Origin of the sequence: Pseudomonas sp. PP3, from assembly GCF_905336995.1 — a bacterium.
In the GTDB taxonomy this organism is placed as follows: domain Bacteria; phylum Pseudomonadota; class Gammaproteobacteria; order Pseudomonadales; family Pseudomonadaceae; genus Aquipseudomonas; species Aquipseudomonas reinekei.
On sequence record NZ_HG995459.1, the window covers coordinates 2714577 to 2737375 of the forward strand.

The following is a 22799-nucleotide window of genomic DNA, read 5'->3' on the forward strand; positions in this document are numbered from 1 at the left end:
TGCGGAGGCTTCTCTATTAATACAAATTCTGGCCGTTGCGATTATCAAGCATCGACACTTTATCTGTCGGCTTGCTCAATAAATTATTGAGCGACTGGTCAAATTCCTGCAGTGCTCTTACTTGCACTTTTTGTTGTTCGTTAATGTCGGCCACTATATCTTCACTGCGTTTATAGTCCGCCCAGACCGGGCTCAGTGCCTTGGCGTCATGCCCTTGTGCAGTGCCGATGTAACTCAGGTGCTTGTCGTAGAAATCCACGCTGACCTTTGCCTCCACATCCGAACTGCGCGACGTGATCAACTGGCTGCGGCTGTCGACGATGGCCACCACATCCGGCTTCGCAGCCCTGAGGCTTTGCATGTCCGGGTAGACCGTGACGGAACCGAACTGCCGTTGGAGCGACGCTTTGACCCAATCCACCGCGAGGTCGGGTTTGGAGGTGGCGACGTAGGCGTCATGGATCTCCTGCACCAGCAGGCTCTGACCGAAACCGGTGCCGGCATTGGCCTGGTAATCCTGCAGATAGGCGCGGTTGGCCTGGGTGTTGTGGCTGTACACCAGGCCCAGGGCAACGTTACTGCCATTGGGAATACGGGTCGCGTTGCTGCGACCGACCGGTTCGCTGAACACACCCTCCAGCGAAGGCCCCGCCGAGGGGGCGGTGGGAACCGAACAGCCGGACAAAAGAACAGTTGTTAGGGTTAACGTACTGACAAGTGCAAGTTTCATTGTGTTACTCCAGTGAAACAACATCAGTAAGGAAGATGAAGTTGCCGGAAGTGATCGGCAGTTGCTCCAGACTAAACCTGAGAGCGAGGAATGAAATAGTCATGTCAGTGGATATCAGTCGCCTGATAGTTTTGTTCGGTTTAAATAATTCGGGTTAATTGCCTGGCGAAATAACAGCGCCCGAATAATCAATTTGGCTGTGTTTATTTATGGTTAATCGTTCAGCGATTAGTTTTTCAGGGGACCCATTGCGTACGCGGGTAAAGAAAAGAGACCGCAGCCTCCGGCTGTTTCCACAGGGGTACCCATACGCTGCGGAAACGGCCAACAGGCTGCGGTCTTTAACGGGTTTTCTATCGAATCGGAAAGCTGTTGAAGTCGACGGCATTAGCCAGTTGGCAATCGATCAGGTCGATGAAGCCTTGCACCTGCGGGCTGTTGAAATGCGACTGCATGGCCGATTCCGATTGCCAGTGGGCACTGACGGTCCAGCGGTTAGTGTCCTCAGGGCAGCGGTCGACCATATAGGAGTCACAGCCCGGTAGTTCGCGCAGGGTGTCGACAATCTTTTGCAGTTGCTTACCCAGTTCTTCCGAGCGGCCGGCGACGGCCTGCACCTTAACGGTATTGATCACTTTGTAGGACATTGGCTCACACTCCTGAATCAGGCCGGACGAATCCTGCTCATTGAGGGATAACGCCTATGCAGAATAGGCCTGCACCCCCGGACATCCAATAGCCAATCGCCTGATAAAACCGCAGACCAATCCATCAGGCGACTTGCTGCAAAATGTCCCTCAGCCGATCCAGCGCCGTGTCGATGTCCAGGGTTTCGATGGCGCCAAAACCCATGAGAAAGCCGGCCTGAGGCGTTCGCTGGTAGAAAAAGCCCTCGATGGAATAAAGCCCCACTTCGACTTTTTTCGCCAGTTCGATGACCAGGGCGATATCAACGGGCACTTTGCACATGACCGCCATGTGAAAACCCGCCGTGCTGGGGACCGCTTCGAGCCACGGTGACAGGTCACCGGCCATGCGCGAAAGGATGCGCTCGCGTCTGCCGGCATAGATCGTGTGGCAACGGCGGATATGCTTCAGCAAACAGCCCTCGGCAATGAATTTCGCCAGTGCCCACTGGGGCAGGGTGGAGGTGTGCAGGTCGGTCAGTTGCTTGGCGCGCACCACGGCCTCGTGGATGGCTGGCGGCAAGATCGCGTATCCCAGGCGCAGCTCCGGCAACAGGGTTTTCGAGAACGTCCCGACGTAGGCGACGATCCCGCGCTCATCCATGCTTTGCAGCGAGTCCGTGGGGCGGCCTTCATAGCGGAATTCGCTGTCGTAGTCGTCCTCGATGATGATCGCCCCCAACTCATGGGCCTTGGCCAGCAGCGCAACCCGACGCGCCTGGCTCATGGGCATGCCCAGCGGAAACTGGTGCGAGGGGGTGACGTAAATCAACCGGGTGCCGAGGGGGATCTTGTCCACCTCAATACCTTCGGCATCCACCGGCACGCCCACCACAGTGGCACCGTGGGTGCCGAACAGCAGGCGCGCGGGCGGATAACCGGGGTCTTCCATGGCCACGATGCTGCCGGGGCGGGTCAGCACCCGGGAAATCAGGTCCAGCGCCTGTTGCGCGCCATTGCACACCACCACGTCGGCGTCCTGGCAATTGACCCCACGGGAGAACGCGATGTGCCGTGCGATGGCATTGCGCAGCGCCGGCAGGCCTTCCGGCAGGCTGTAGAAACCCTTGGAACCTGCCATCTGGCGCAAGGCGTGGGACGTGCAGCGTCGCCAGTCATCCTGGGGAAACTGGCCCTTGCTGGTGGCGCCGCCGATAAAGTCGTAACGCAGCGAGCCTTCCAGCGTCGGGTGGCGCAGAAACACCGGCAGCGTGCGCCAGGACTCGATCACCTCGAAACCCGCGAGCTCGGTATGGCTTTGCTTGCGCTCGACTTTGGAGGACCGCGCATTGACGTAGGTGCCTTTGCCGATCACGCCGGTAAGGAAGTTTTCGTAGGTCAGTTGCGCGTAGGTATCGGAAATGGTCTTGCGGGAAATGCCCAGTTGCTCGGCCAGCAGTCGGCTGGGTGGAAGCTGTGTCCCGGCTGCCAGACGGCCTGATTCGATGGCGCTGCGCAGTTGCTTGTACAACTGGCCCGCCAGGTCCTTGCGGCCATTGATGACAACATGTAGTTCCATACCGGCGAGGCTCCGGAGCCATTGAGGCGCGTGTGCGAGGCGCCAGATTACCCTCATCCGGTGTGGATGCAGAAGTTGCGTGGCGCAAATACCGTCAATTGGTCTGGCGCCGGGTGGTGCACGGTTTTTTCGCAGAATTGGATCTGTAACGCGCTTGCATCAGCGACTACCTTGAGAGTTCATTACCGTGACACGAGGCCTGCCATGAACCCCCGCCTGGATTACTACAGCGCGTCACCCAAAGCGATGAAAGCGATGATCGCGCTGGAGGCGTTGACCAGCAGCCTGAGCATTGAAACGGCGTTGCTGCACCTGATCAAGATCCGCGCCTCGCAGCTCAATGGCTGTGCGTTCTGTACCGACATGCACTCAGTGGATGCCCGGCGTCTGGGCGAGACCGACCGGCGCCTGTACTCGATTGTGGTGTGGCGCGACAGCAACTTCTTCAACCCGCGTGAGCGCGCAGCCCTGGCCTGGACCGAGGCGGTGACGCTGCTTTCGCAAAACCATGTGCCGGATGACGTCTATGAAAAGGCGCGGGCGCAGTTCAGTGAAGGTGAGCTGGTGGACCTGACCATGGCGGTCACGACCATCAACAGCTGGAATCGCCTGGCCGTGAGTTTTCGCCAGACGCCCAGCGAATGAACTCCACACGCCCTTGCGGACGCGCGCTTGCCCGCGATGTTTTCACGGCACAGGCGGGCGCTGTGGTTTTACCGATGTGCCGAAGGTATTGCCCATGCGTGTGCTGGTGGCTGCCGGGGTCGCCAGGCCGACCTGGTTGGGCGGGCGCTTGTTGATCGGCACGTTCATGGCTTCCAGGTTTTTTTGTGCAGCGGCGGCGCCTTGCGGGTTGTTGCCCATTTGCTGGCTCAGGCAGTTGTAGTCCGGCGCCTTGTAGCCTCCCACCGATACGTCCACACACCCCAATGGCTCCTCGGCCTGCGCCAGTGTCAGTGCGCTCATCAGCAAAATGCCTGATGCGATGCTCGATAACGTGTTCATTCAAGACCTCCTGTCCAGCCCGAACGGGCCGTGGATGCGCTTGAGTCTAATACATAGCGATTTGCTATCTCATGATGGTTTTTTTGCACGGGCCGTCACACCAGATTCATAAACAGTGATCAGGATGACGGTTTTCAGGGGCAGGGCAGCCGTGCAACGAGGCAGAGTCAGGGGCGCGCGCCAGATTGCGTTGATGCAGGTTCGCCAGGTGTGCCTGGCGTTGCTGATCGGCTTGAGCGCATCGGTCGCGACGGCCGGGCCGCTGGATGCCGCGACACCCCGGGCGCTGGATATACCGGCCCAGGAACTGGCCGGCGCACTTGAGCAGTTCAGTCGTTCGACTGGCATGGCTGTGTTGGTGGATCGGCAACTGACCCGCGGTCGACGTTCACTCGCGGTCAAGGGCCGCTTGAGCGCCACGGATGCCCTGAGCCAGATGCTCAGTGGCAGCGGATTGATGGCCCGGTATGCCCGGGCTGACGCCTTCACCTTGCAAAAGGCAACGGTAGCGCCGGTGCCGGCGGTGGCGGCTCATGTGGAAAAGGGTTCGCCGCTGCCCGCCAGCAGTTATGCGGCATCGATTCAAAGCGCGATTGAACGCAGCCTGTGCCGCTCGTCATTGATCCGGCCGGGCAGTTTTCGTGCGTTGCTGCAACTGTGGATCGGCCGCGATGGTGTGGTTCAGCACAGCCGTCTGGTCAGCTCGACGGGGGATGTCCAGCGCGACGCCGCGCTGGTGGAAAGTTTGCGTAACCTGGATATCGAACGCCCGGCACCCAGCTCTTTGAGCCAGCCGGTCACGCTGCTTCTGTTACCGGAATCATCAGGAAAACGCATGGAATGCTCACAAGGGAAAGGAGTTTCCGGGGGATGAAAGACACCGGAAAAAAATCGATGGTCGGGTTGTTCCTGACTTCCTATGACGACTTCAAGGTGCGCCTGCGTCGACGTCTGGGGTCCGAGGATCTGGCCAACGATGTGCTGCACGAAACTTACCTGCGGGTCGACCGCATGGAGGAAGTGCCGGACATCGCCCAGCCCAATGCCTATTTGTATCGCATGGCGCTGAACATCGCCGCCGACCGTCGCCAGTCGGACGCCCGCTTGTTGACGGGCAGTGAGGTGGAAGAACTGTTGCAGGTGTCCGATGAGGCGCTCGATCCGGCACGGGTGGTCGGCGGGCAGAAAGAGATCCAGTTGCTGCTCAGCGCCCTGTACGAGTTGCCCGCGCGGCGACGCAAAATCTTTATTGCCGCACGCCTGGAAGAGGCGCCACACCTGGAAATTTCCCAGCGTTTCGGCATTTCGACACGGATGGTCGAGAAGGAAATCAAAGCCGCTTTGGGCCATTGTGCCGGACGGCTGGAAAGAAAAGTCATTCAGAGGTTCGGTCCCGGCGCGGGAAAACCGTCTTGAAAGTAGAGTCCCGAATAATCCGTGAGTACCCCCGCGCTTTGAACATCTTTCGAATTTCGCCACCTGAGGTCCAGCCTCAGGATCGGCTCACCCGCGAAGCCCAGGGTTGGTTGGTCCTGTTGACCTCTGGCCGGGCGACTGTTGCCGATGCCAACGCCTTGCGTGAATGGTGCGCGCAAAGCCCCGAGCATGCCCAGGCATTCGAGCAGGCCAAGCTGTTGTGGCACCAGATGCGTCCAGCGGTCGAGCAGATGCAGGCGCCACGTCATTTCGGGCGGCGGGCATTCCTCGGTGGCGCCATCGCGGCTTCGGCAGCGTTTTTGCTTATTCGTGGGACTGTGCCGGGCGGATTCTCCGGATTGGGCGCGGACTACATCACTGCAGTCGGCGAGCAGCGCCGGTTGGATCTGGCGGACGGCGTGAGCCTGGAGCTCAATACCCAGACCCGCCTCAACCATCGGCAGAGCGCCGATGGCGGCCAGGGCCTCGAATTGCTCAGCGGTGAAGTTGAGGTCCTGGCGCAGGCTGATACACCCCTCAAGGTCCAGGCCGGGGGCGGTTGGCTGAGCGCCAGTCGTGCGCGATTCAACGTGCGCAATATCAATCAGAGCGTGTGCGTCACATGCCTGGAGGGGGCGCTGCAACTGGAAACCCTGGGCCGCAGCATTCGTCTGGAAACGGGTCAGCAGGTGACCTACGACACCCGGCAGATCAGCACGCCGCAATCGGTCGACACCACGGCGGTGATTGCCTGGCGCCAGCAAATACTGGTGTTCAACGACGCCACGCTGGCGTCGGTGATCGACGAGATCAACCGCTACCGTCCCGGCATGTTGCTGTTGCTCAACAGCGAACTGGGCAAGCGCAAGGTGCAGGCCCGGTTCAGCCTGGATCAGCTGGCGGGTGTGGCGTTGTTGATTCGGGATGCCTATGGCGTCAAGTGCACGGATTTGCCCGGTGGGGTGGTGGTGCTTAGCTAATGCCTGGCTTTGGTGAGGGTTGAATGTTCTGACGCTATCGCTCGCAGGCTAGCGATGAACGGTGACGCGGTGACATCGGAATGGCAGCCCTTTGGGGCTGCCATTTTTTTTGGGGTACTCCCCAATCATGAAGTTTGTGTGACATCCGTTCGGTCTGGCCCTTCGACAACCGCCTATGTCGTAACAGCAGGTTCTACTCGGCCTGCGGCCTCTTGCGCCAATTGAAAAGGACCTAGTAGTGATGCTCGTTCGCCAAGCCCGTCGCAATACCCATTCCTTGTCTGTACGCCGTGACGCTGCGCGTTCGGTGGACCCGGCGCTGTGGTTGCTCAAGCCGCTGGCGCAGGCGATTGCGCTGTGCCTGGTGGCCGGCAGTGCGGAGGCGGCGACCGCGTTCAGTTCCACCTGGTTTGCCGCCAAGGGCGCGGCGCAACAGGCCGCGGCAGCGCGTCCGGCGGGTGGCTTGCCGGGCATGACACCGCCGCTGGCGCAACAGCAACGTGCCCGGCAACAGCTGGAGCGTTCGGTGCAAACACTCAACAACACCGTGGCCGCCATTGCCGCGCAACAGGCCGCGCAGGCCGCCGGACGCGCCGCGGCGTTCGCCACCGTAAAATTCGTGCCGGACGGCCTGGGCGAGGGCGGCTTGAAGGTCGATACCGGCCTGACCCAGGGCTGGCAGAACGCCAAGGGGCCGCAACAGACCCAGGCCGATGGCAAGACCACGGTGAGGATCGAACAGACCGCCGACAAGGCCATTCTCAACTGGGAAACCTTCAACGTTGGCCGCGACACCACGGTGGAATTCGCCCAGCAATCGAACTGGGCGGCGCTCAACCGGGTCAACGACCCGAGCGCGCGGGCGAGCCAGATTCAGGGCCAGATCAAGGGCGACGGCACGGTGATGCTGGTCAATCGCAACGGCATCGTGTTCAGTGGTACCAGCCAGGTCAACGTGCGCAACCTGGTGGCGGCCGCGACGAATATCAGCGATGCGCAGTTCCGCGACCGTGGCCTGTACTACGACAGCACCGGTAGCCAGCCGACCTTTACCGATGCCGCTGGCAAAGTGCTGGTGGAGCGTGGCGCGCGGATTGAGACCCACAAGCCGACGCTGTCGACCGATTCCGGTGGCTACGTGCTGCTGCTCGGCAATGAGGTGGAAAACGCCGGCACCATCAGCACTGCCAAGGGCCAGACCGTGCTCGGCGCTGGTGACCGTTTCTACATTCGCAAAGGCTCGGGCACCGAGGGCAATGGTTTCTCCACCACCTTCGGCAACGAAGTCGTACCGGGCTTCAAGGCCGGTGGTTCGGGCAAGGTCAGCAACACAGGGTTGATCCAGGCCTCGACCGGCGACATCACCCTGACCGGTCATGAGGTGGTGCAAAACGGCGTATTGCTGGCAAGCACTTCGGTGAACACCCGCGGCACTCTCCATTTGCTCAACCCGGCGACCGATACCAGCGGCAGCGTGACCCTGGGCCAGGGCAGCGTCAACGCGATCATGCTCGACAGCAGTGATCTCACCGCCCTCGACAGTCAGCACGATGCCGCATTGACCGGGGTGACGCTCAATAACCGTATCCGCAGCGATCAGTCGCGCATCGACATCGGCAGCGGCGGTACCGTGGAGTTCCAGGACGGTTCGATCACCCTTGCCACGGGCGGCCAGGTCGCGGTGGCGGCGGGGCAACGCAGCCTTGTGCGCAACGGCGCGCTGATCGATGTGTCCGGGGCGCTGGGCGTCAAAGTGGCGATGGAAAACAACAACATCAAGATCAACGTGCAGGGCAATGAACAGCGCGATTCTTCGGTGAACCGTGAGGGCGGCGCGCTCAACAGCAATGACGTGTGGGTCGATGTGCGCGAGCTGATTTTCGTGCCCGCCGGCACCAACGGCTATGCCACTGATCGCTGGTACACCGCCGGTGGTCTGCTGGAAGTCGGCGGCTATCTCGGCACTCAGGGGCACAGCATCGGCGAGTGGATGGCCCAGGGTGGCACGGTCAGTTTCACCGGCAATGACGTGGTGACCGAGAAGGGCTCGGTGATCAACCTGTCTGGCGGCACCCTCGATGTGCAGAGCGGTTTCATTCGCCAAAGTTGGTTGCGCGGTGCCGATGGCCGTTTGTATGAAATCTCGCGGGCACCGGGCGACATTCTCTACACCGGCCTCTACAAAGGTTATGAGGACCATAGCGAGCGCTGGGGCCAGACCAGCTACTTCTTCAACCCATTGATCGCTCCGAGCCGGCGTGCCGAGTCCGGCTACACCGTGGGCCGCGATGCCGGGCAACTGGTGATCGCCACCAACAACGCGGTGCTCGATGGCCAGTTGGTGGGCGAAGTGTTCCAGGGCGAACGCCAGATCCAGGCACCTCGCGCAGGGCTCGATGGCTATGACCAGGCCCAGACGGCCAGGGCGCGTCGGGCGCAGTTGATCGTCGGCAGTTATGAACCAAGCTGGTCGGCCACCACCAACGGCTTGGTGTATCAGCACCTCGGCGTGCTTGATCAGGTGCAGATCGGTGGCGAGCGTCCCGCGGATGGCAATGACCTGGGACTGTCCGGCGCGGTGTCCGATACCCGCAAGGGCAAGCTGTTTCTAGATACCGATAGGGTCAATGGTTTTCGACTTGGCGCGTTGAAAGTGGCCGCCAGGGACAAGGTCGAAGTCAATGAAAACCTGACCGTCGATACGGGTGGCGACATCTCCCTGTTCGGCCAGGATGTGCAGGTCAAGGCAGACCTTGCCGCGCGTGCCGGTAGCCTGAATCTGGGCACTGGCCTGGCGGTAGCCAGCCTGCCGCCGTCGCGGGTGACCGTAGACCAAGGCGTGCACCTGGACACCCGTGGCGTGTGGGCCAACTTGCGTAATGATCCGACCGACGTCACCCGCCTGGCCTGGCTCAACGGTGGTGTGGTGTCGATCCGCAGTACCGGCGATATCACCCTGGCCAGTGGCAGTGTTATCGACGTGTCGTCCGGCGGCGCTGTGCTGGCCAATGGCAAGACCCGTGGCGGCAAGGGCGGCGACGTTACCCTCGAGTCCAGCGCTGAGCGCGTGCCGGATCAATCGCAACTGGTGATGGACGGCGACGTGCGCGGTTACGGCGTCACGGGCGGCGGCACGCTGAAAATCCAGGCCAACAAGGTGCTGATCGGCGCGGCCGACGGTCCTGTTGCCGATCACACCCTGCAATTGGCAGCGGACACGTTCAACAAGGGTTTCTCCGCCTACAACGTCATTGGCTTGACCACCCTGCAAGTGGCAAAAGATGCGGTTGTCGACGTGTCGATGCCGGTTTACCGCTTCGCCGACTCGGCAGCAGACCAACCCGGCGGCGTCGACCCGCTGAACGCGCTGGAACTGTGGACACCCACCCTGTTCCAGGAGGACCCGGTCAAGGGCGTGTTGACCCAACGCGCAGGCGCGAGCCTGGCACTGCAAGCGGGCACCAGCCAGATCAACCAGACAGACCCGGCCAACAGTACCTTGACCATCGGCCAGGGCTCGCGCATCAGTGTCGACCCCGGTCAACGCATTAACCTGCGCAGTGCCGGCCAGATCACCGTTGACGGTGAACTCAACGCCTGGGGCGGTACCATCGACATCCGTCAGCAACAGTACGCTGCTGCGGACGCTTCGCAGCTTGCCGATCCCAAGGCCCACGCACGTTCGATCTGGATCGGTGATCACGCGGTGCTGGATGTCGCCGGGCGTGCCAACACAGCAGTCGATGCCCAGGGCCGGGCCTACGGTCAGGTGGGCAAGGGCGGCAGCATCATCATTGGCGGTGAAATCGACGCCAAGGCGGCCACTGCGACGTCGGCCGATGCCTTTGTCATCGTACGGCCCGGAGCACGCCTGGAGGCTTCAGGGGCCGAAGCCGTGCTGGATATTCCCGGAACCGGGCAGACTCGTGTCGCCCGAGATGGCGGACGAATTACCTTGAGTTCGTACAGCGGCTTGTTTATCGAGGGCGATCTGCACGCCGCAGCGGGAGGGAGCGGCGCAGCCGGTGGACGTCTGGAAATTGTCCTTGATACGCCGGCCTATCGCGGGGACCAGATAGGCAACGACGTACGCTTGCCCAGGGAAATGATCATTGGCCAAGGGCCTGCCGGTGAACTTTTACCCGCAGAATTGCAGCCGGGTGAGTCTGCCGGAGCGCTTCGCTATGGTGACGCCCGACTGAGCGCGGACAAGCTGATGAGCGGCAGTTTTGACAGCCTGAGCCTGTTCAGCAATGGTTTCATCACGTTCGACGGTGATGTCGACCTGCACATGAACCAGAGCTTGAGCCTCTACGCCGGTTCGTTATCGCTGGCCGAAAGTTCCAAAGACGCCGCGCGCATCAATCTGGCGGCATCCTATATGCGCCTGTCCGGCCCGGGTTTCTACGACGAACAAGTCGGCATTCGTCCAAGAGTGATGAACAATCCGACGGACCGGGTGGCGGCTGCACAATTCAGCGCCAGCGCCGATCTGCTTGACCTGGGTAACAACCTGTCGTTTGGCACGGCGGGAGTGATCAAGCAACTCTCCGGGCCGGACATGCCCGTCAGCCGCCGTAGTTTTGATCGGGTAACCCTCGACAGTCGCGGTGACATGCGATTCCTGGGTAAGCCGGACCTGCAAGCAGGTTCCTCTTTGTGGACTGCGGGCGACCTGCACCTGCGCGCAGCCCAGATCTATCCGGGCACGAGGGTCTGGTCGGAAGTGCGCTTCGGTTATCAGGGCCAGGGTTCCATGGACCTCGATCGTACGTTAACGATCAGCAGCAACGGATCGGTGCCGGCAGCGCTGCCTTATTCGGTGTTCGGCAGGCTGGCATTTACGGGAGGCAACATAGAGCAGGGCGGGGTCGTCCGTGCGCCCTTGGGCTTGATCAGCTTAGGCTCTGATTTTTATGGCAGCACCCGGGCAGTTAATGTGTTGCCGGGCAGTGTGACGTCGGTCAGTGGTGCGGGTCTGGTCATGCCTTACGGCGGCACAACCGATGGCACAGACTATCGCTACAACGGTCAGTCCGTGATTGTGCAGGGGATTGCCAACGAAATGACCGGTGTGGTGCTGATGGGGCAGTACGTCAACGCGCAAGCGGGCTCGCTGATCGACCTGTCTGGCGGGGGTGACTTGCGCGGTGTCGGCTTTGTCTCCGGGCGTGGCGGTTCAACCGATACGCGTCTCAATCCACTGGTGCGCAATGCCGCCGATGGCACATTCAGCCTGCCCGGTCTGGCGACCAATCCGGTGTACGCCATCGTCCCGGGCAACCAAAGTACCTATGCGCCGATGCTCGGCGAGGCGGGTGCCAGCGACCCACGCATTGGTCAGCAGATCACCATCGGCGCCGGTGTGCCGGGTCTGGCGGCCGGTACTTACACGCTGTTGCCATCGACTTTTGCTTTGCTGCCCGGTGCCTTCCGGGTTGAAGTCAACGGTCAGGCAACGGCCAGCGCAGGCAGTGGCGCGCTGAAAATGCGCAATGGCTCCTGGACCAGTGCCGGGCAGATGTCGATTGCCAACACCGGGCTGCGGGACAGCCTCGCCAGCCAGGTCATCCTGACCTCGGCGGATGTGCTGCGCCGCTATTCTCAATACAACGAAACCAGTTACAACCAATTTGTCCAGAGTGACGCGGCGCGTCGCAGCGTGCCACGGGGGCAGACGTCTCTGGACGGTAAATCGCTGACGCTCTGGTTGAAACCAAGCGAGCGCGATATTGCCCTGGATTTCGACGGCAAGGCGTTGTTCGCAGCCGCCGAGGGCGGTGTGCTGGGTACCGCCGTGGTGAAGGGATCGACGACTATTGAGATCCTCGGGGCCGGGGCCTCCAGTACTCAGGGGTTTGATGGCATTTCGTTGCATGCCGACGACCTCAACAAGCTAGGCGCCGGGCGCTTGACCCTTGGGGCAACGCCCTATGTGCAATACGACATGGGCGGCAACTTCATTCAATTCAGAGGCGATGCCAAGCGGATTACCCTGCGTGAGGGGGCGATGCTTTCGGCACCTGAAGTTGCCCTGTGGACCTCCGGCATCGCTGAGGGCATCACCGTCGAGGCGGGGGCGGGCATCAACACCCTCGGTCGCGGTAATGTGGCATACGACTCCACGGCGGGTTTCATCTATCAGCCCGGGAAAGCCAGCCTGTTGATGGTATCCAACGGCTGGACCAATACGCTGGCGCCGGAGGCCCCCTCAGGTACGGAGGGCGCCGGCAGCATTCGGATCGGTACCTGTCCGGACCGGGGTTGCATCAACCCTTCGTTGCTCTATTCCAACGGCAGCATTAGCGCGGCCACCGACAACCAGTTTGAGCTCGGTGAAGCGGTACGCTTCGGCACCCGGCACCTGACACTGGCCGTCGGTGCGGTAAATGCCGGTAGCGCCGAGGCACTTGCCGCGGCGGGCAGCCGGTTGCCTGCCGGTCTGGCCCTGAACCAGAACGTCCTCGATCGGCTCTTGCGCGGTGATACCCAGTTCGGTGCGCCAGCGCTGGAAACCCTGAGCCTGACCACCCGTGATTCATTCAACTTCATCGGCAGCGTCACCCTCGACACCCTGGACCCACAGACCGGCAAGAGCCGTCTGGAAAACCTGGTCCTGGTGACGCCCGCCATCTATGGCTTGGGCGGTAGCAACGATGTGGCGACCATTCGCACCAAGAACCTGATCTGGAACGGCGCAACCCAGAACCCCGGCGCAGTCGTCAACGGCGGCGCAGGCACCGGCCATGGCACGCTTGACGTTCAGGCGCAACGCATCGAGTTCGGCTACGGTCCGAATCCGCAGCCCAATGGCCTGGATCAGAACAACCGTTTGGCCCTGGGTTTTGCCAACGTCAACCTCAATGCCAGTGAACGCATCACCGCCAACCACAAGGGCAGCCTGGCGGTTTACGAACAGCAGGGCGCTTACGACCCGGTCAAGGGGTATGCCTACAGCGGCGGTAACCTCAACCTGCGCACGCCGTTGCTCACCGGTGAGGGCGGTTCGGTCAACCTGCTCAAAGCGGGCAACACCCTGACCCTGACGTCGCCAACCACCGATCGCACGGCCATAGCCGATGCACTGGGCGCGCAATTGAATCTCGAAGCACGCAACGTGGTGCTGGACGGCCGCATCGCGCTGGCCAGCGGCAAATTGGCCGTCAAGGCCGAGGATGATCTGACCCTGACTAGTGGCGCTTATCTGGACGTGGCCGGGCGCACGCTGCCGTTCAACGATGTGAAGAAATACAGCTGGGGCGGCGACGTGGCCCTGTACAGCAGCAACGGCAATATCCGCCAGGCCGCCGGTTCGCGCATCGACCTGTCGGCAGTCAACAACCAGGCCGGTAACCTGAGTGCCGTGGCATTGGCGGCGGGTGCCGGGATGGTGGACCTGCAGGGGGAAATCCTCGGCAGTAGCAGCGGCTATTACGACGCCGGCGGCACCTGGGTGCCGTACAAGGCTGGCGGTGTAGACATCCGTGCGCAGCACCTGGGCGGCAGCGGTGAGCTGAACGGGGAATTCGCCGCGCTCAACCAGCGTTTGAACGCCGGGCAGGTGTCCGGCAGTCGCAGCTTCCAGCTCAAGCAGGGCAACCTGGTGATTGGCGACGGGCTCAAGGCCGGTGAAGTCAATGTCTCGGTGGACAACGGCAGCCTGACCGTCGTTGGCCTGATCGACGCCAGCGGCGAGCGGGTCGGCAGCATTCGTCTGTCGGGCACAAACGGCCTGACCGTGGCCGGCAGCGCGGTGCTCGATGCCCATGGCCGCATGCTGCGGCTCGACAGTTACGGCAAGATCATCGACGCACCGAACCGCGCCATGGTCGAACTCAATTCCGGCGATGGCATGCTGACGCTGGCTTCCGGTGCGCGGATCGATTTGCGGCATGGCACGGACGTCGACGTTGGCAGTTTGCCGGGTCAGCATGACGGTCAGTTGCGCGGCACGCTGGAACTGAATGCCCCGCGCATGGGCACCGGTGACATCGCCATCGATGCCAGCGGTGCGCTGAACATTCAGGGCGCACGCTCCATCGGGCTCAATGCCACGCGCCGCTACATCGATGCCGCCGACGGCACCGACCCGGCGGCCAGCGGTCGTCCGTATCAGGTCATCGACCAGGCTTATCTGGACGGCATTCACGTCGACAGCAACGCCTTCATCAATGCGGCCCTGGCCAACACCGATTTGCTGCAACGCAAACTGGCCGGCCTGAATAACGCCGCCTACGCCGACGCCTTCCACCTGCGCCCCGGCGTGGAAATTGCCAGCAAAACCGCTGACGGCGATCTGGTCGTGCAAGGCGATCTGGACTTGTCCGGCTACCGCTACGCCAGTCTCAACCCGCACACCCGGAAGACTTCGGTCTACGGTTCCGGCGAGTCCGGCAGCCTGGTGATCCGTGCCGGCGGCAATCTGGATATCTACGGCAGCATCAACGACGGTTTTGCACCTCCACCGGAAACCGTGGACGACACCGGCTGGAAACTGGTGTCGGGTGTGCAGCCGTTTGGCGGCGACCTGATTGTGCCGGGCGCGGGCGTGACCCTCGCTGACGGTACCCAATACCCCATCGGTGCCACCTTGAACTACGACTTGCCGATCCAGGCCGCGACCCTGGCCAGTGGCACGCTGTTGCCAACTCAGGGCGTGCTGGCCGAGACGTACACGTTCAGCGCCGGCACGGTATTGGCGGGGGCGGTGCATGACGCGGCGGGTAATCTGTTGTACGCCGCCGGCACGTTGCTGGGGGCCGACGTCACCTTGCCGGCGGGCAGTCTTCTCGGCGCGGGTACGCGGCTGAACAAGACCACCGCGATGCAAGGCATGCTGTGGCCCAAAGGCGTGCCGCTGCCGGGTACGTTTTTCGACAACGCAACGGCGGGGGTGAAGCTCAACGGTTCGCTGGCACTGTTGCGTGGTTCGCTGATTCCGTCCATGACGGATGTGAAGCTGGCGGATGGTACGACGTATATCGACTTGCGCCCACTGAGCGGCACCCAGCAAGGGCGCAACTGGGCGGTGGCGAGCATGTTGCCGTCGGGCAGTGCGTCGTGGTCGATGCGAGTGGTAGCGGGGGCGGATCTGGGGGCGGCTGACAACCGAGCGGTTAAGCCCGTTACCACTGAGGGCAACTTGCGCCTGGCCGATACTCACTACGGTCTTAAAGTGATCGAGACGGCCGCGAAGCTGGTATGGGGCGTGGATAACGTTTATGGATTCGCGCCGTACGAGCCTGTGCCTGATGAGTACCTGATTATTTGCGAGATTGACGCTACAGCGTGTGCACCGATGGCTCGATGGACCTGGGCGCCTGGCAATTACATGGGGTTTCCCGATTACTCACCCGTCAGTGTCGATGATATGTTTTGGTGCGTTGATATTGATCCGTCGCTTTGCCTTGAAAGCAAACCAGGCACCGCCGTCAACGCCCACACCCAAATGTTCAGCGTACTGCGAACCGGCACCGGCGATCTGGACCTGATGGCCGCCGGTAACCTGAGCATGGATTCACCTTTCGGCGTGTACACCGCCGGCACTCAGTCGAGCCATATCGACCCTCGTTACAATCAGCCGCGCGGCCGAATCTCGGACGATGGCTCGGTACTGGGCAGTACCGGCAGCGACTATGAAAAATGGGTCGATGGCGGCAGCGATAGCCTCTATCAGGCCTGGTTCCCGCAAATGGGCGGTAACCTGACGATCAACGCCGGCGGTTCTGTTTCCGGTGACGTTGTTGGACGCAACACCACAACCCTGGGTATGACCCGCGAGCAAGTGCCCAGCGTTGCGGTGGGTAACTGGCTATGGCGTCAGGGCACCGGCAACAATGACGTACCGACGGCGTGGTGGATCAATTTTGGTAGCTACGCCAGCCAACCCTTTCTTGCATCGGATAAAGATCCCGCACCTTTTCTGGTGGGGTTCACCGGGTTCGGCACGTTGGGGGGCGGTAACATCAGCCTGCGTACGGGAGGGGACGGTGGCATGCTCAGGCCGATGGGAGACGGTTTCACCAGGAATCAATACCCGCGAAGCCAGGGCCTGATCGTAGCCGTTGGCAGTACCGGGCGTGTGGGCAGCGACGGTAGCGTGCAATTGACCGGTGGTGGCGACATCGACATCCGCGTAGGCGGGACACTCAATCCGTCACTGGCGGCCAGGGCGGGCACGTCGGGGTATGGCACACCTCAACACGATTTGCAGGGCGCGCTGATTAACCTGCGGGGTGATGCACAACTGACGGCGTCCGCGGCGGGCGGGGTCAAGTTGCAGTATGGCTACTTCTCCGGATTCCAGGATCAACGTGAAACCCGAGGCTACGATCCGTTCACGGCCACCACCAGTAGCGCCAGCGGTGGTCTGGTGTTGATCCCGGGAGATTCGGGCATGCGCCTCAATACCCGCGGCGATCTGGTGCTGGGCGGCGCCGCGGACCCTGGCCGGGTCGTGTTGCAGAACTCCACGCCATTCACGACGCCAGATGGTGTGGTGCATGCGGGAGGCGGTTTGACTGGGTTCTCGTTATGGACGGATCACACGGCAATCGATCTGTTTTCGGCGGGCGGCAACCTCACGCCGAGTACGTTGATGGCAGAGAACACCAACAACACGACTATCCCGGGGGGCAGTAATACCTCGCCGACGGATAACCGCTTCGTAGTGCCTTCAATCCTGCGCGCGGTCGCCGGACAAGGTTCTATCTACGTCGGTTCATCCGCCGGATATTACGGCGGAGGGAGCAACTTCCCGGGCATGTCTTATTCGCTGCTGCTGGCACCGTCGAATACCGGGCAGCTTGAATTGCTGGCAGGTGATTCCATCTACGCGGGTGGCTACTCCATCAATCAATCGGGTGCCAGCCCGCTTTCCATCACCACGCCATTCGCTCCGGCTTTCAATGGCTACACCTACTCGGGCACAAGGATCATAAATCTGATGTCCAACAGCGGTGCCGACGGGATGGTGGCCGAAGACAACAAGCGTCATCCACTGTTTGCCTTTGGCCCTGACAGCTATTCAGGATTGGCGGGGACGCAGGGGCCGGCGCGTTTCTACGCACTAACGGGCGACCTGGTCGGTGTGCGTACCGGCGAGACCTTGAATTTCGGGCTTTCGCAACGCACCTGGTACGAAGCCGCCGGGCCGGTATGGATGTCAGCGGGTCGCGATATCGTTGCTTCGGGCACGACCCTGGGCCAGCCCGTGCAAGTATTCGGGAATGCGATGGGTAATGGCTCCATCACCGCCACCGGCAACCTGTTCATCCACAACAACGCAAACGACGTCTCCCGCGTTTCCGCCGGTCGCGACATCATCTACAGCAGCTTCGACATCGCGGGCCCCGGCACCCTCGAGATTACCGCCGGACGCAATATCCAGATGGAGGACCGTGCCAGCATTACCAGCATCGGGCCGGTTCGCGCCGGGGATAACCGTCCGGGTGCAAGCCTGGTGTTGCAGGCGGGTGTGGGGGCCGAAGGGCTTGATTACACGCGCTTCATCGCCCGTTACCTGGACCCGAAAAACCTCGCCGTCAGCGGCACGCCACTGGCTGCGCAACCGGGCAAAGTGGTCAAGACCTACGATGAAGAACTGCGCTCCTGGCTGACCCTGGGCTATGGCTTCAACGGCAACGAAGAGCAGGCGCGGGCGTTCTATGCCGCACTGCCAAGTGCTGAGCAGGCGGTATTCGCGCGCCAGGTGTACTTCGCCGAGTTGCGTGCCGGGGGCCTGGAATACGCCGATGAGGGCGGTCCGCGTCAAGGCAGTTATCTGCGCGGTCGTAACGCGATTGCCGCGCTGTTCCCGACGACCGATGTGGCGGGCAATACCCTGCGCTACGACGGCGACATCACGCTGTACGGCGGCGCGGGCGTGAAGACGCTGTTTGGTGGCGACATCCAGATGCTCACCCCCGGTGGGGGCCAGGTGTTCGGCGTCGAAGGTGCTGCGCCGCCGTCCACCTCGGGCGTCGTCACCCAGGGCGAGGGCAATATCCAGCTGTATTCCCAGGGCAGCATTCTGCTGGGGCAGAGCCGGGTGATGACCACATTCGGCGGCAGCATTCTCGGCTGGTCGGCCGAAGGCGACATCAACGCCGGCCGGGGTTCGAAAACCACCGTGGTGTTCACGCCGCCCAAACGTGTCTACGACACCTGGGGCAACGTGACGCTGTCGCCGACCGTGCCGAGCACCGGCGCCGGTATCGCCACGCTCAACCCGATTGCCGAAGTGCCACCGGGCGACATCGACCTGATCGCACCGCTGGGTACGATCGATGCGGGCGAGGCGGGGATCCGGGTGTCGGGCAACATCAACATCATCGCCCTGCGGGTGGTCAACGCGGCGAACATCCAGGTACAGGGCAAGTCGTCGGGGATTCCGGTGACGGCATCGGTGAACACTGGCGCAATCATTTCGGCCAGTTCCGCCGCCACCTCCGCCACGCAAGCGGCCGAGGACATGTCCCGCCAGCAACAGGCCGCGGCACGTAAAAACCTGCCCTCGATCGTGACGGTACAAGTGCTGAGCCTGGGTAACGAACCGCTGACACCGAGCAGCGACGGCGCAAGCCGTGCGCCGACGCCTGGCTACAACCCCGATAGCCCGGTGCAGGTGCTGGGTGCCGGCGCATTGGATGAGCGGGCGCGGGGGCAATTGACGGAAGAAGAACGCGGCAATCTGACGTTGTAACGCGCCATCAAGCAGGATCAGAGGCGACCTTCGGGTCGCCTTTTTTATGCGTCAAATTCACACAAGACCCTGTAGGAGCAAGCTTGCTCCTACAGGGTTCTTTGCTGTCTCAATAATCTCGTTTCAACGCCATCCGCCCATCTTTGAAATGAAGCTTTGATGACAAAAGTTCGGTAGCACAACGCCAGTCCGGTCATGCCTATGTGACGTGCTTGAGGCGGCCGAAAGGCCACTTTTCCAGCCGATGGCGGGACGCCGGGAGCCAGGCAGTCAGCCAGCCTGCCGCAGCGCAGACGGTTACCGGTACTTCGAATTCAGGGGGTGGTGTGAACGATTTTTTCAAGTCACGGCTGGCGCTGTGGGGCTGGCTGCTGGTGACGGCGGGCGTACAGCCGGCATGGGCGCTGCAGAACGCCGAGCTGACGGAACCCAAGCCGGTGGACGTCAACGAATACTTCGTGCGCGGCAACACCGTGCTCGATGCCCGCACGATCGAAGAGGCGGTGTATCCCTTTCTCGGTCCGCAAAAATACCTGGCCGATATCGAAGGCGCCCGCGATGCGTTGCAGAAGGCGTATCAGGCCAACGGCTATCAATCGGTGTTCGTGGAGCTGCCGGAGCAGAAAGTCGAGGACGGTATCGTCTATCTGCAAGTCAGCGAAACCAAGGTGGGTCGGGTTCGTGTCGTCGGCGCCAAGCACTATTCGCCGGTGGAAATTCGCGATGACGTACCGGCGCTGAAAGAAGGCCAGGTACCGGACTTCGCCCAGGTGCAGACCGAACTGGCACAACTGAACAAGAACCCCGGTCGCCAGGTCATGCCGCTGGTGCGCGAAGGTCAACGCCCTGGGACCATGGACGTCGACTTGCAGGTTGAAGACCAGGACCCGTGGCAAGCCAGCCTGGGCTTGAACAACGACTACAGCGCCGACACCGAGAAGCTGCGCAGTGTCGCCAGTCTTGGCTACAACAACCTGTGGCAGTTGGGCCACAGCGTGTCGCTGACGTTCTTTACCGCACCCGAGGACACCTCCAACGCCAAGGTCTGGTCCGGCTCCTACACCGCGCCACTCAGCGAGCGCTGGAGCGTGCAGTTTGCCGGTTACCAGTCCGACAGCAACGTTGCGACCATCGGCGGCAGCAACGTGTTGGGCAAGGGTCATTCCTACGGCGTGTCGGCGATCTACACGCTGCCGTCCAGCGGCAACTGGTCCAACTCGCTGTCGGCCGGCATCGACTTCAAGGACTTCGACGAGCAACTGGATTTCGCCGGCGACAGCGACAAGGTGCCGCTCAAGTACGCGCCGTTCACCTTCGCCTACAACGGCTTTCGCTACACCGAAAGCTCGCAATTGGGTCTTGGCCTGAGCCTGGTGGCGGGCACTCGCAGCTTTCTCGGCTACGGCAGTTCCGACGAAGACTTCGACTACAAACGCTATCGCGCCAGCCCCAGTTTTGCGGTGCTCAAGGGCGATACCCAATACACCTACAGCTTCGGCAATGACTGGCAGACCGCGAGCAAGGCGTCGTTCCAACTCGCCTCCGGGCCGCTGGTGTCCAACGAGCAATTTTCCGCCGGTGGCGCCACGTCGGTACGCGGCTACCTGGCGGCCGAACGCACCGGTGACGACGGCTACCTGCTGAGCCAGGAACTGCGCACGCCATCCCTCGCCAAGTACCTCGGCACGTATGTGCAGGAGTGGCGCTTCTATGCCTTCGCCGAAGGCGCCCAGTTGTACCTGCGCGATGAACTTCCCGACCAGGACGCCGATTACGCCCTCGCCAGTGTTGGCCTGGGCACCCGCGCGAGCCTGAGCAAATGGCTGTCCGGCAGCCTCGACTGGGGCTATCCGCTGCTCGAAGGGCCGAATACCTCGAAACAGGAATCGCGCCTGCATTTCAACCTGCAAGCGACATTCTGAACCTACGGAGACATTTTCATGCAGCGCATATTTCTCGCTTTCCTGATGTGCCTGAGCTTCGTGCTCCCGGCCACCGCCCAGGCGTGGTGGCAAGACGATTGGCACTACCGCAAACAGCTCTCGGTCGACACCACGCCCCAGGGCGCGGCGATCAATGAGGCGCTGGGGCGTACCGCGTTGCTGGTGCGCCTGCACACCGGCAACTTCACTTTCGACGGGGTCAAGGAAGACGGCTCCGACCTGCGCTTCGTCGCCGCCGATGACAAGACCGTGCTCAACCACCAGATCGAAAGTTTCGACGCGCTGATGGGCATGGCGCTGGTGTGGGTTGATGTACCGAAAGTGGAGGGCGGTCAGCGCCAGGACATCTGGATGTACTACGGCAACCAGAAGGCAGCGGCCACCGGTAACGGTCAGTTGACCTTCGATCCGAACTACACCGCGCTCTACCATTTCGACGGTGCCACCGGTACGCCGGCCAAGGACACCACCGCCTACGGCAACACCGCGCAGAGCGCCACCGGTGCGAGCATCGACGGTGTGATCGATCGTGCCTTGCAGTTCAGCGGTCAGCCGCTGCTGTTGCCGGCCAGTCCATCGTTGCAGCACAACGCCGGCAGCGCGTTCACCTTCAGCGCCTGGTGGAAGCTGGATCAGGCCAATGGCGAGCAACTGGTTCTGGCCCGTCGTGAAGGCGAACACAGTCTGCTGGTCGGTTTGAATCAGGGCATGCCGTTCGTTGAAATCGACGGTCAGCGCGCCGTGTCGACCCAGGCGCTGAACCCCGGTCAATGGCAGCACCTGGCACTGACCGCTGAAGGCAGCAAGGTCTCGCTCTACCTCAATGGCCGTGAGGCCGCGAGCCTGGCAGTGGCGATGCCGGCATTCAATTCGGTCATGGCCATTGGTGCCGACGTGTCCGCCAGCGCTTACCTGCCGTTTGCCGGTGCAATCGACGAGCTGCGTCTGTCGAAAGTCGCCCGACCTGCCGCGCAGTTGCTGGCCGATGCCACGTCCCAGGGCGCCGAGTCGAAACTGCTGGCTTATGGCGTTGACGAAGAGCAATCGGGTTACGGTTTCGGCAGCCTCGGTTTCCTGCTCAACGCCGTGCCGCTGGACGCCTGGGTGATCATCGCGGTGCTGGTGCTGATGATGGTCCAGTCGTGGTTTATCATGGTTCGCAAGAACCGCATGGTCAGCCGTGTCTCGGCAGCCAACGAAGCGTTCCGCGAGCAGTTCGCCAAGGTCGGTACCCGCCTGGAAATGTTCGCCGACGACCAGGACCTCGCCCTGCGCCTGCAGCACTCGTCGCTGTGGCGCCTGTACCGGGTGGCGGTCAAGGAAATCCGTACCCGTCGCGAGCAGGGCGCCGATACCTCGTCGGTGTCGGCAGCCACCATTGAAGCGATCCGCTGCTCCATGGACGGCGTGCGCACCCGGGAAAACCAGGCACTCAGCTCGAAACTGTCGACCTTGTCCAACGCCATCGCCGGCGGGCCGTACATCGGCCTGCTCGGTACGGTGCTGGGGATCATGGTGGTGTTTCTCGGTACGGCCATGGCCGGCGACGTGAACATCAACGCCATCGCTCCGGGTATGGCTGCGGCCTTGCTCGCTACCGCCATGGGCCTGTTCGTCGCGATCCCGGCGCTGTTTGGCTACAACCGCCTGATCACCCGCAACAAGGAAGTCAGCGCCGACATGCGCGTGTTCGTCGACGAGTTCATCACGCGCCTGGCGGAAATGCATGGCGAAAGCCAGTTCAGCGAAGCCGCCCACCGCCGTGGCAATCACGCCAACGCCCACACCAACGCCCAAGCACCGGCCTGAGGAGCACT

At 62.0% G+C, this 22799-nt stretch carries 11 protein-coding genes; 7 read left to right on the plus strand and 4 right to left on the minus strand.

The window, feature by feature from the left end; translation table 11 throughout:
- Positions 1-16 precede the first annotated feature (16 nt).
- The 3 genes from KHO07_RS12490 to KHO07_RS12500 form a co-directional block, all read right to left on the minus strand.
- Positions 17-730 (minus strand): ATPase, encoded by a 714-nt coding sequence (locus tag KHO07_RS12490; protein WP_212627355.1) that lies wholly within the window; start codon positions 728-730, stop codon positions 17-19.
- 353 nt (positions 731-1083) lie between these two features.
- Positions 1084-1377 carry an antibiotic biosynthesis monooxygenase family protein gene (locus tag KHO07_RS12495; RefSeq protein ID WP_212627356.1) on the minus strand — a complete coding sequence of 98 codons (294 nt, stop codon included), beginning with the start codon at positions 1375-1377 and terminating at the stop codon, positions 1084-1086.
- A 124-nt stretch (positions 1378-1501) separates the two neighbouring features.
- Entirely contained in the window at positions 1502-2935 is a 1434-nt protein-coding gene (locus tag KHO07_RS12500) for a PLP-dependent aminotransferase family protein (RefSeq protein ID WP_212627357.1), read from the minus strand.
- 204 nt (positions 2936-3139) lie between these two features.
- Here KHO07_RS12500 and KHO07_RS12505 point away from each other — a divergent pair, with 204 nt between their 5' ends.
- The gene (locus tag KHO07_RS12505; protein WP_212627358.1) at positions 3140-3580 is read left to right on the plus strand and encodes a carboxymuconolactone decarboxylase family protein; all 441 of its coding nucleotides are present in this window, start codon (positions 3140-3142) and stop codon (positions 3578-3580) included.
- Positions 3581-3622: 42 nt separating this feature from the next.
- On the opposite strand, the gene KHO07_RS12510 is transcribed toward KHO07_RS12505, so the two are convergent.
- The gene (locus KHO07_RS12510) at positions 3623-3940 is read right to left on the minus strand and encodes a hypothetical protein (RefSeq protein ID WP_212627359.1); all 318 of its coding nucleotides are present in this window, start codon (positions 3938-3940) and stop codon (positions 3623-3625) included.
- 190 nt (positions 3941-4130) lie between these two features.
- On the opposite strand from KHO07_RS12510, the gene KHO07_RS12515 reads away from it, so the two are divergent.
- The 6 genes from KHO07_RS12515 to KHO07_RS12540 all read left to right on the plus strand — a co-directional run bounded on the left by KHO07_RS12515 (position 4131) and on the right by KHO07_RS12540 (position 22791).
- Positions 4131-4814, plus strand: coding sequence for an STN domain-containing protein (locus tag KHO07_RS12515; protein ID WP_212627622.1), 684 nt, complete (start codon positions 4131-4133; stop codon positions 4812-4814).
- A complete protein-coding gene (locus KHO07_RS12520) occupies positions 4811-5356 on the plus strand; it encodes a sigma-70 family RNA polymerase sigma factor (RefSeq protein ID WP_150734325.1) in 546 nt (181 codons plus the stop codon). Before KHO07_RS12515 ends, KHO07_RS12520 begins: the two co-directional genes overlap by 4 nt.
- Positions 5357-5394: 38 nt before the next feature.
- A complete protein-coding gene (locus KHO07_RS12525; protein ID WP_212627623.1) occupies positions 5395-6336 on the plus strand; it encodes a FecR family protein in 942 nt (313 codons plus the stop codon).
- Positions 6337-6577: 241 nt separating this feature from the next.
- Positions 6578-19039, plus strand: coding sequence for a filamentous haemagglutinin family protein (locus KHO07_RS12530; RefSeq protein WP_212627360.1), 12462 nt, complete (start codon positions 6578-6580; stop codon positions 19037-19039).
- A gap of 326 nt (positions 19040-19365) precedes the next feature.
- Positions 19366-20961, plus strand: a complete 1596-nt coding sequence (locus KHO07_RS12535) for a ShlB/FhaC/HecB family hemolysin secretion/activation protein (protein ID WP_212627361.1) — start codon at positions 19366-19368, stop codon at positions 20959-20961.
- A gap of 18 nt (positions 20962-20979) precedes the next feature.
- On the plus strand, positions 20980-22791 hold the full coding sequence (locus tag KHO07_RS12540) for a MotA/TolQ/ExbB proton channel family protein (protein WP_212627362.1): 1812 nt from the start codon (positions 20980-20982) through the stop codon (positions 22789-22791).
- Positions 22792-22799: the final 8 nt, after the last annotated feature.

Coding starts and splice junctions, on each gene's coding strand:
- KHO07_RS12490 (WP_212627355.1), bottom strand. CDS start 730: ATGAAACTTGCACTTGTCAGTACGTTAACCCTAACAACTGTTCTTTTG.
- KHO07_RS12495 (WP_212627356.1), bottom strand. CDS start 1,377: ATGTCCTACAAAGTGATCAATACCGTTAAGGTGCAGGCCGTCGCCGGC.
- KHO07_RS12500 (WP_212627357.1), bottom strand. CDS start 2,935: ATGGAACTACATGTTGTCATCAATGGCCGCAAGGACCTGGCGGGCCAG.
- KHO07_RS12505 (WP_212627358.1), top strand. CDS start 3,140: ATGAACCCCCGCCTGGATTACTACAGCGCGTCACCCAAAGCGATGAAA.
- KHO07_RS12510 (WP_212627359.1), bottom strand. CDS start 3,940: ATGAACACGTTATCGAGCATCGCATCAGGCATTTTGCTGATGAGCGCA.
- KHO07_RS12520 (WP_150734325.1), top strand. CDS start 4,811: ATGAAAGACACCGGAAAAAAATCGATGGTCGGGTTGTTCCTGACTTCC.
- KHO07_RS12530 (WP_212627360.1), top strand. CDS start 6,578: ATGCTCGTTCGCCAAGCCCGTCGCAATACCCATTCCTTGTCTGTACGC.
- KHO07_RS12540 (WP_212627362.1), top strand. CDS start 20,980: ATGCAGCGCATATTTCTCGCTTTCCTGATGTGCCTGAGCTTCGTGCTC.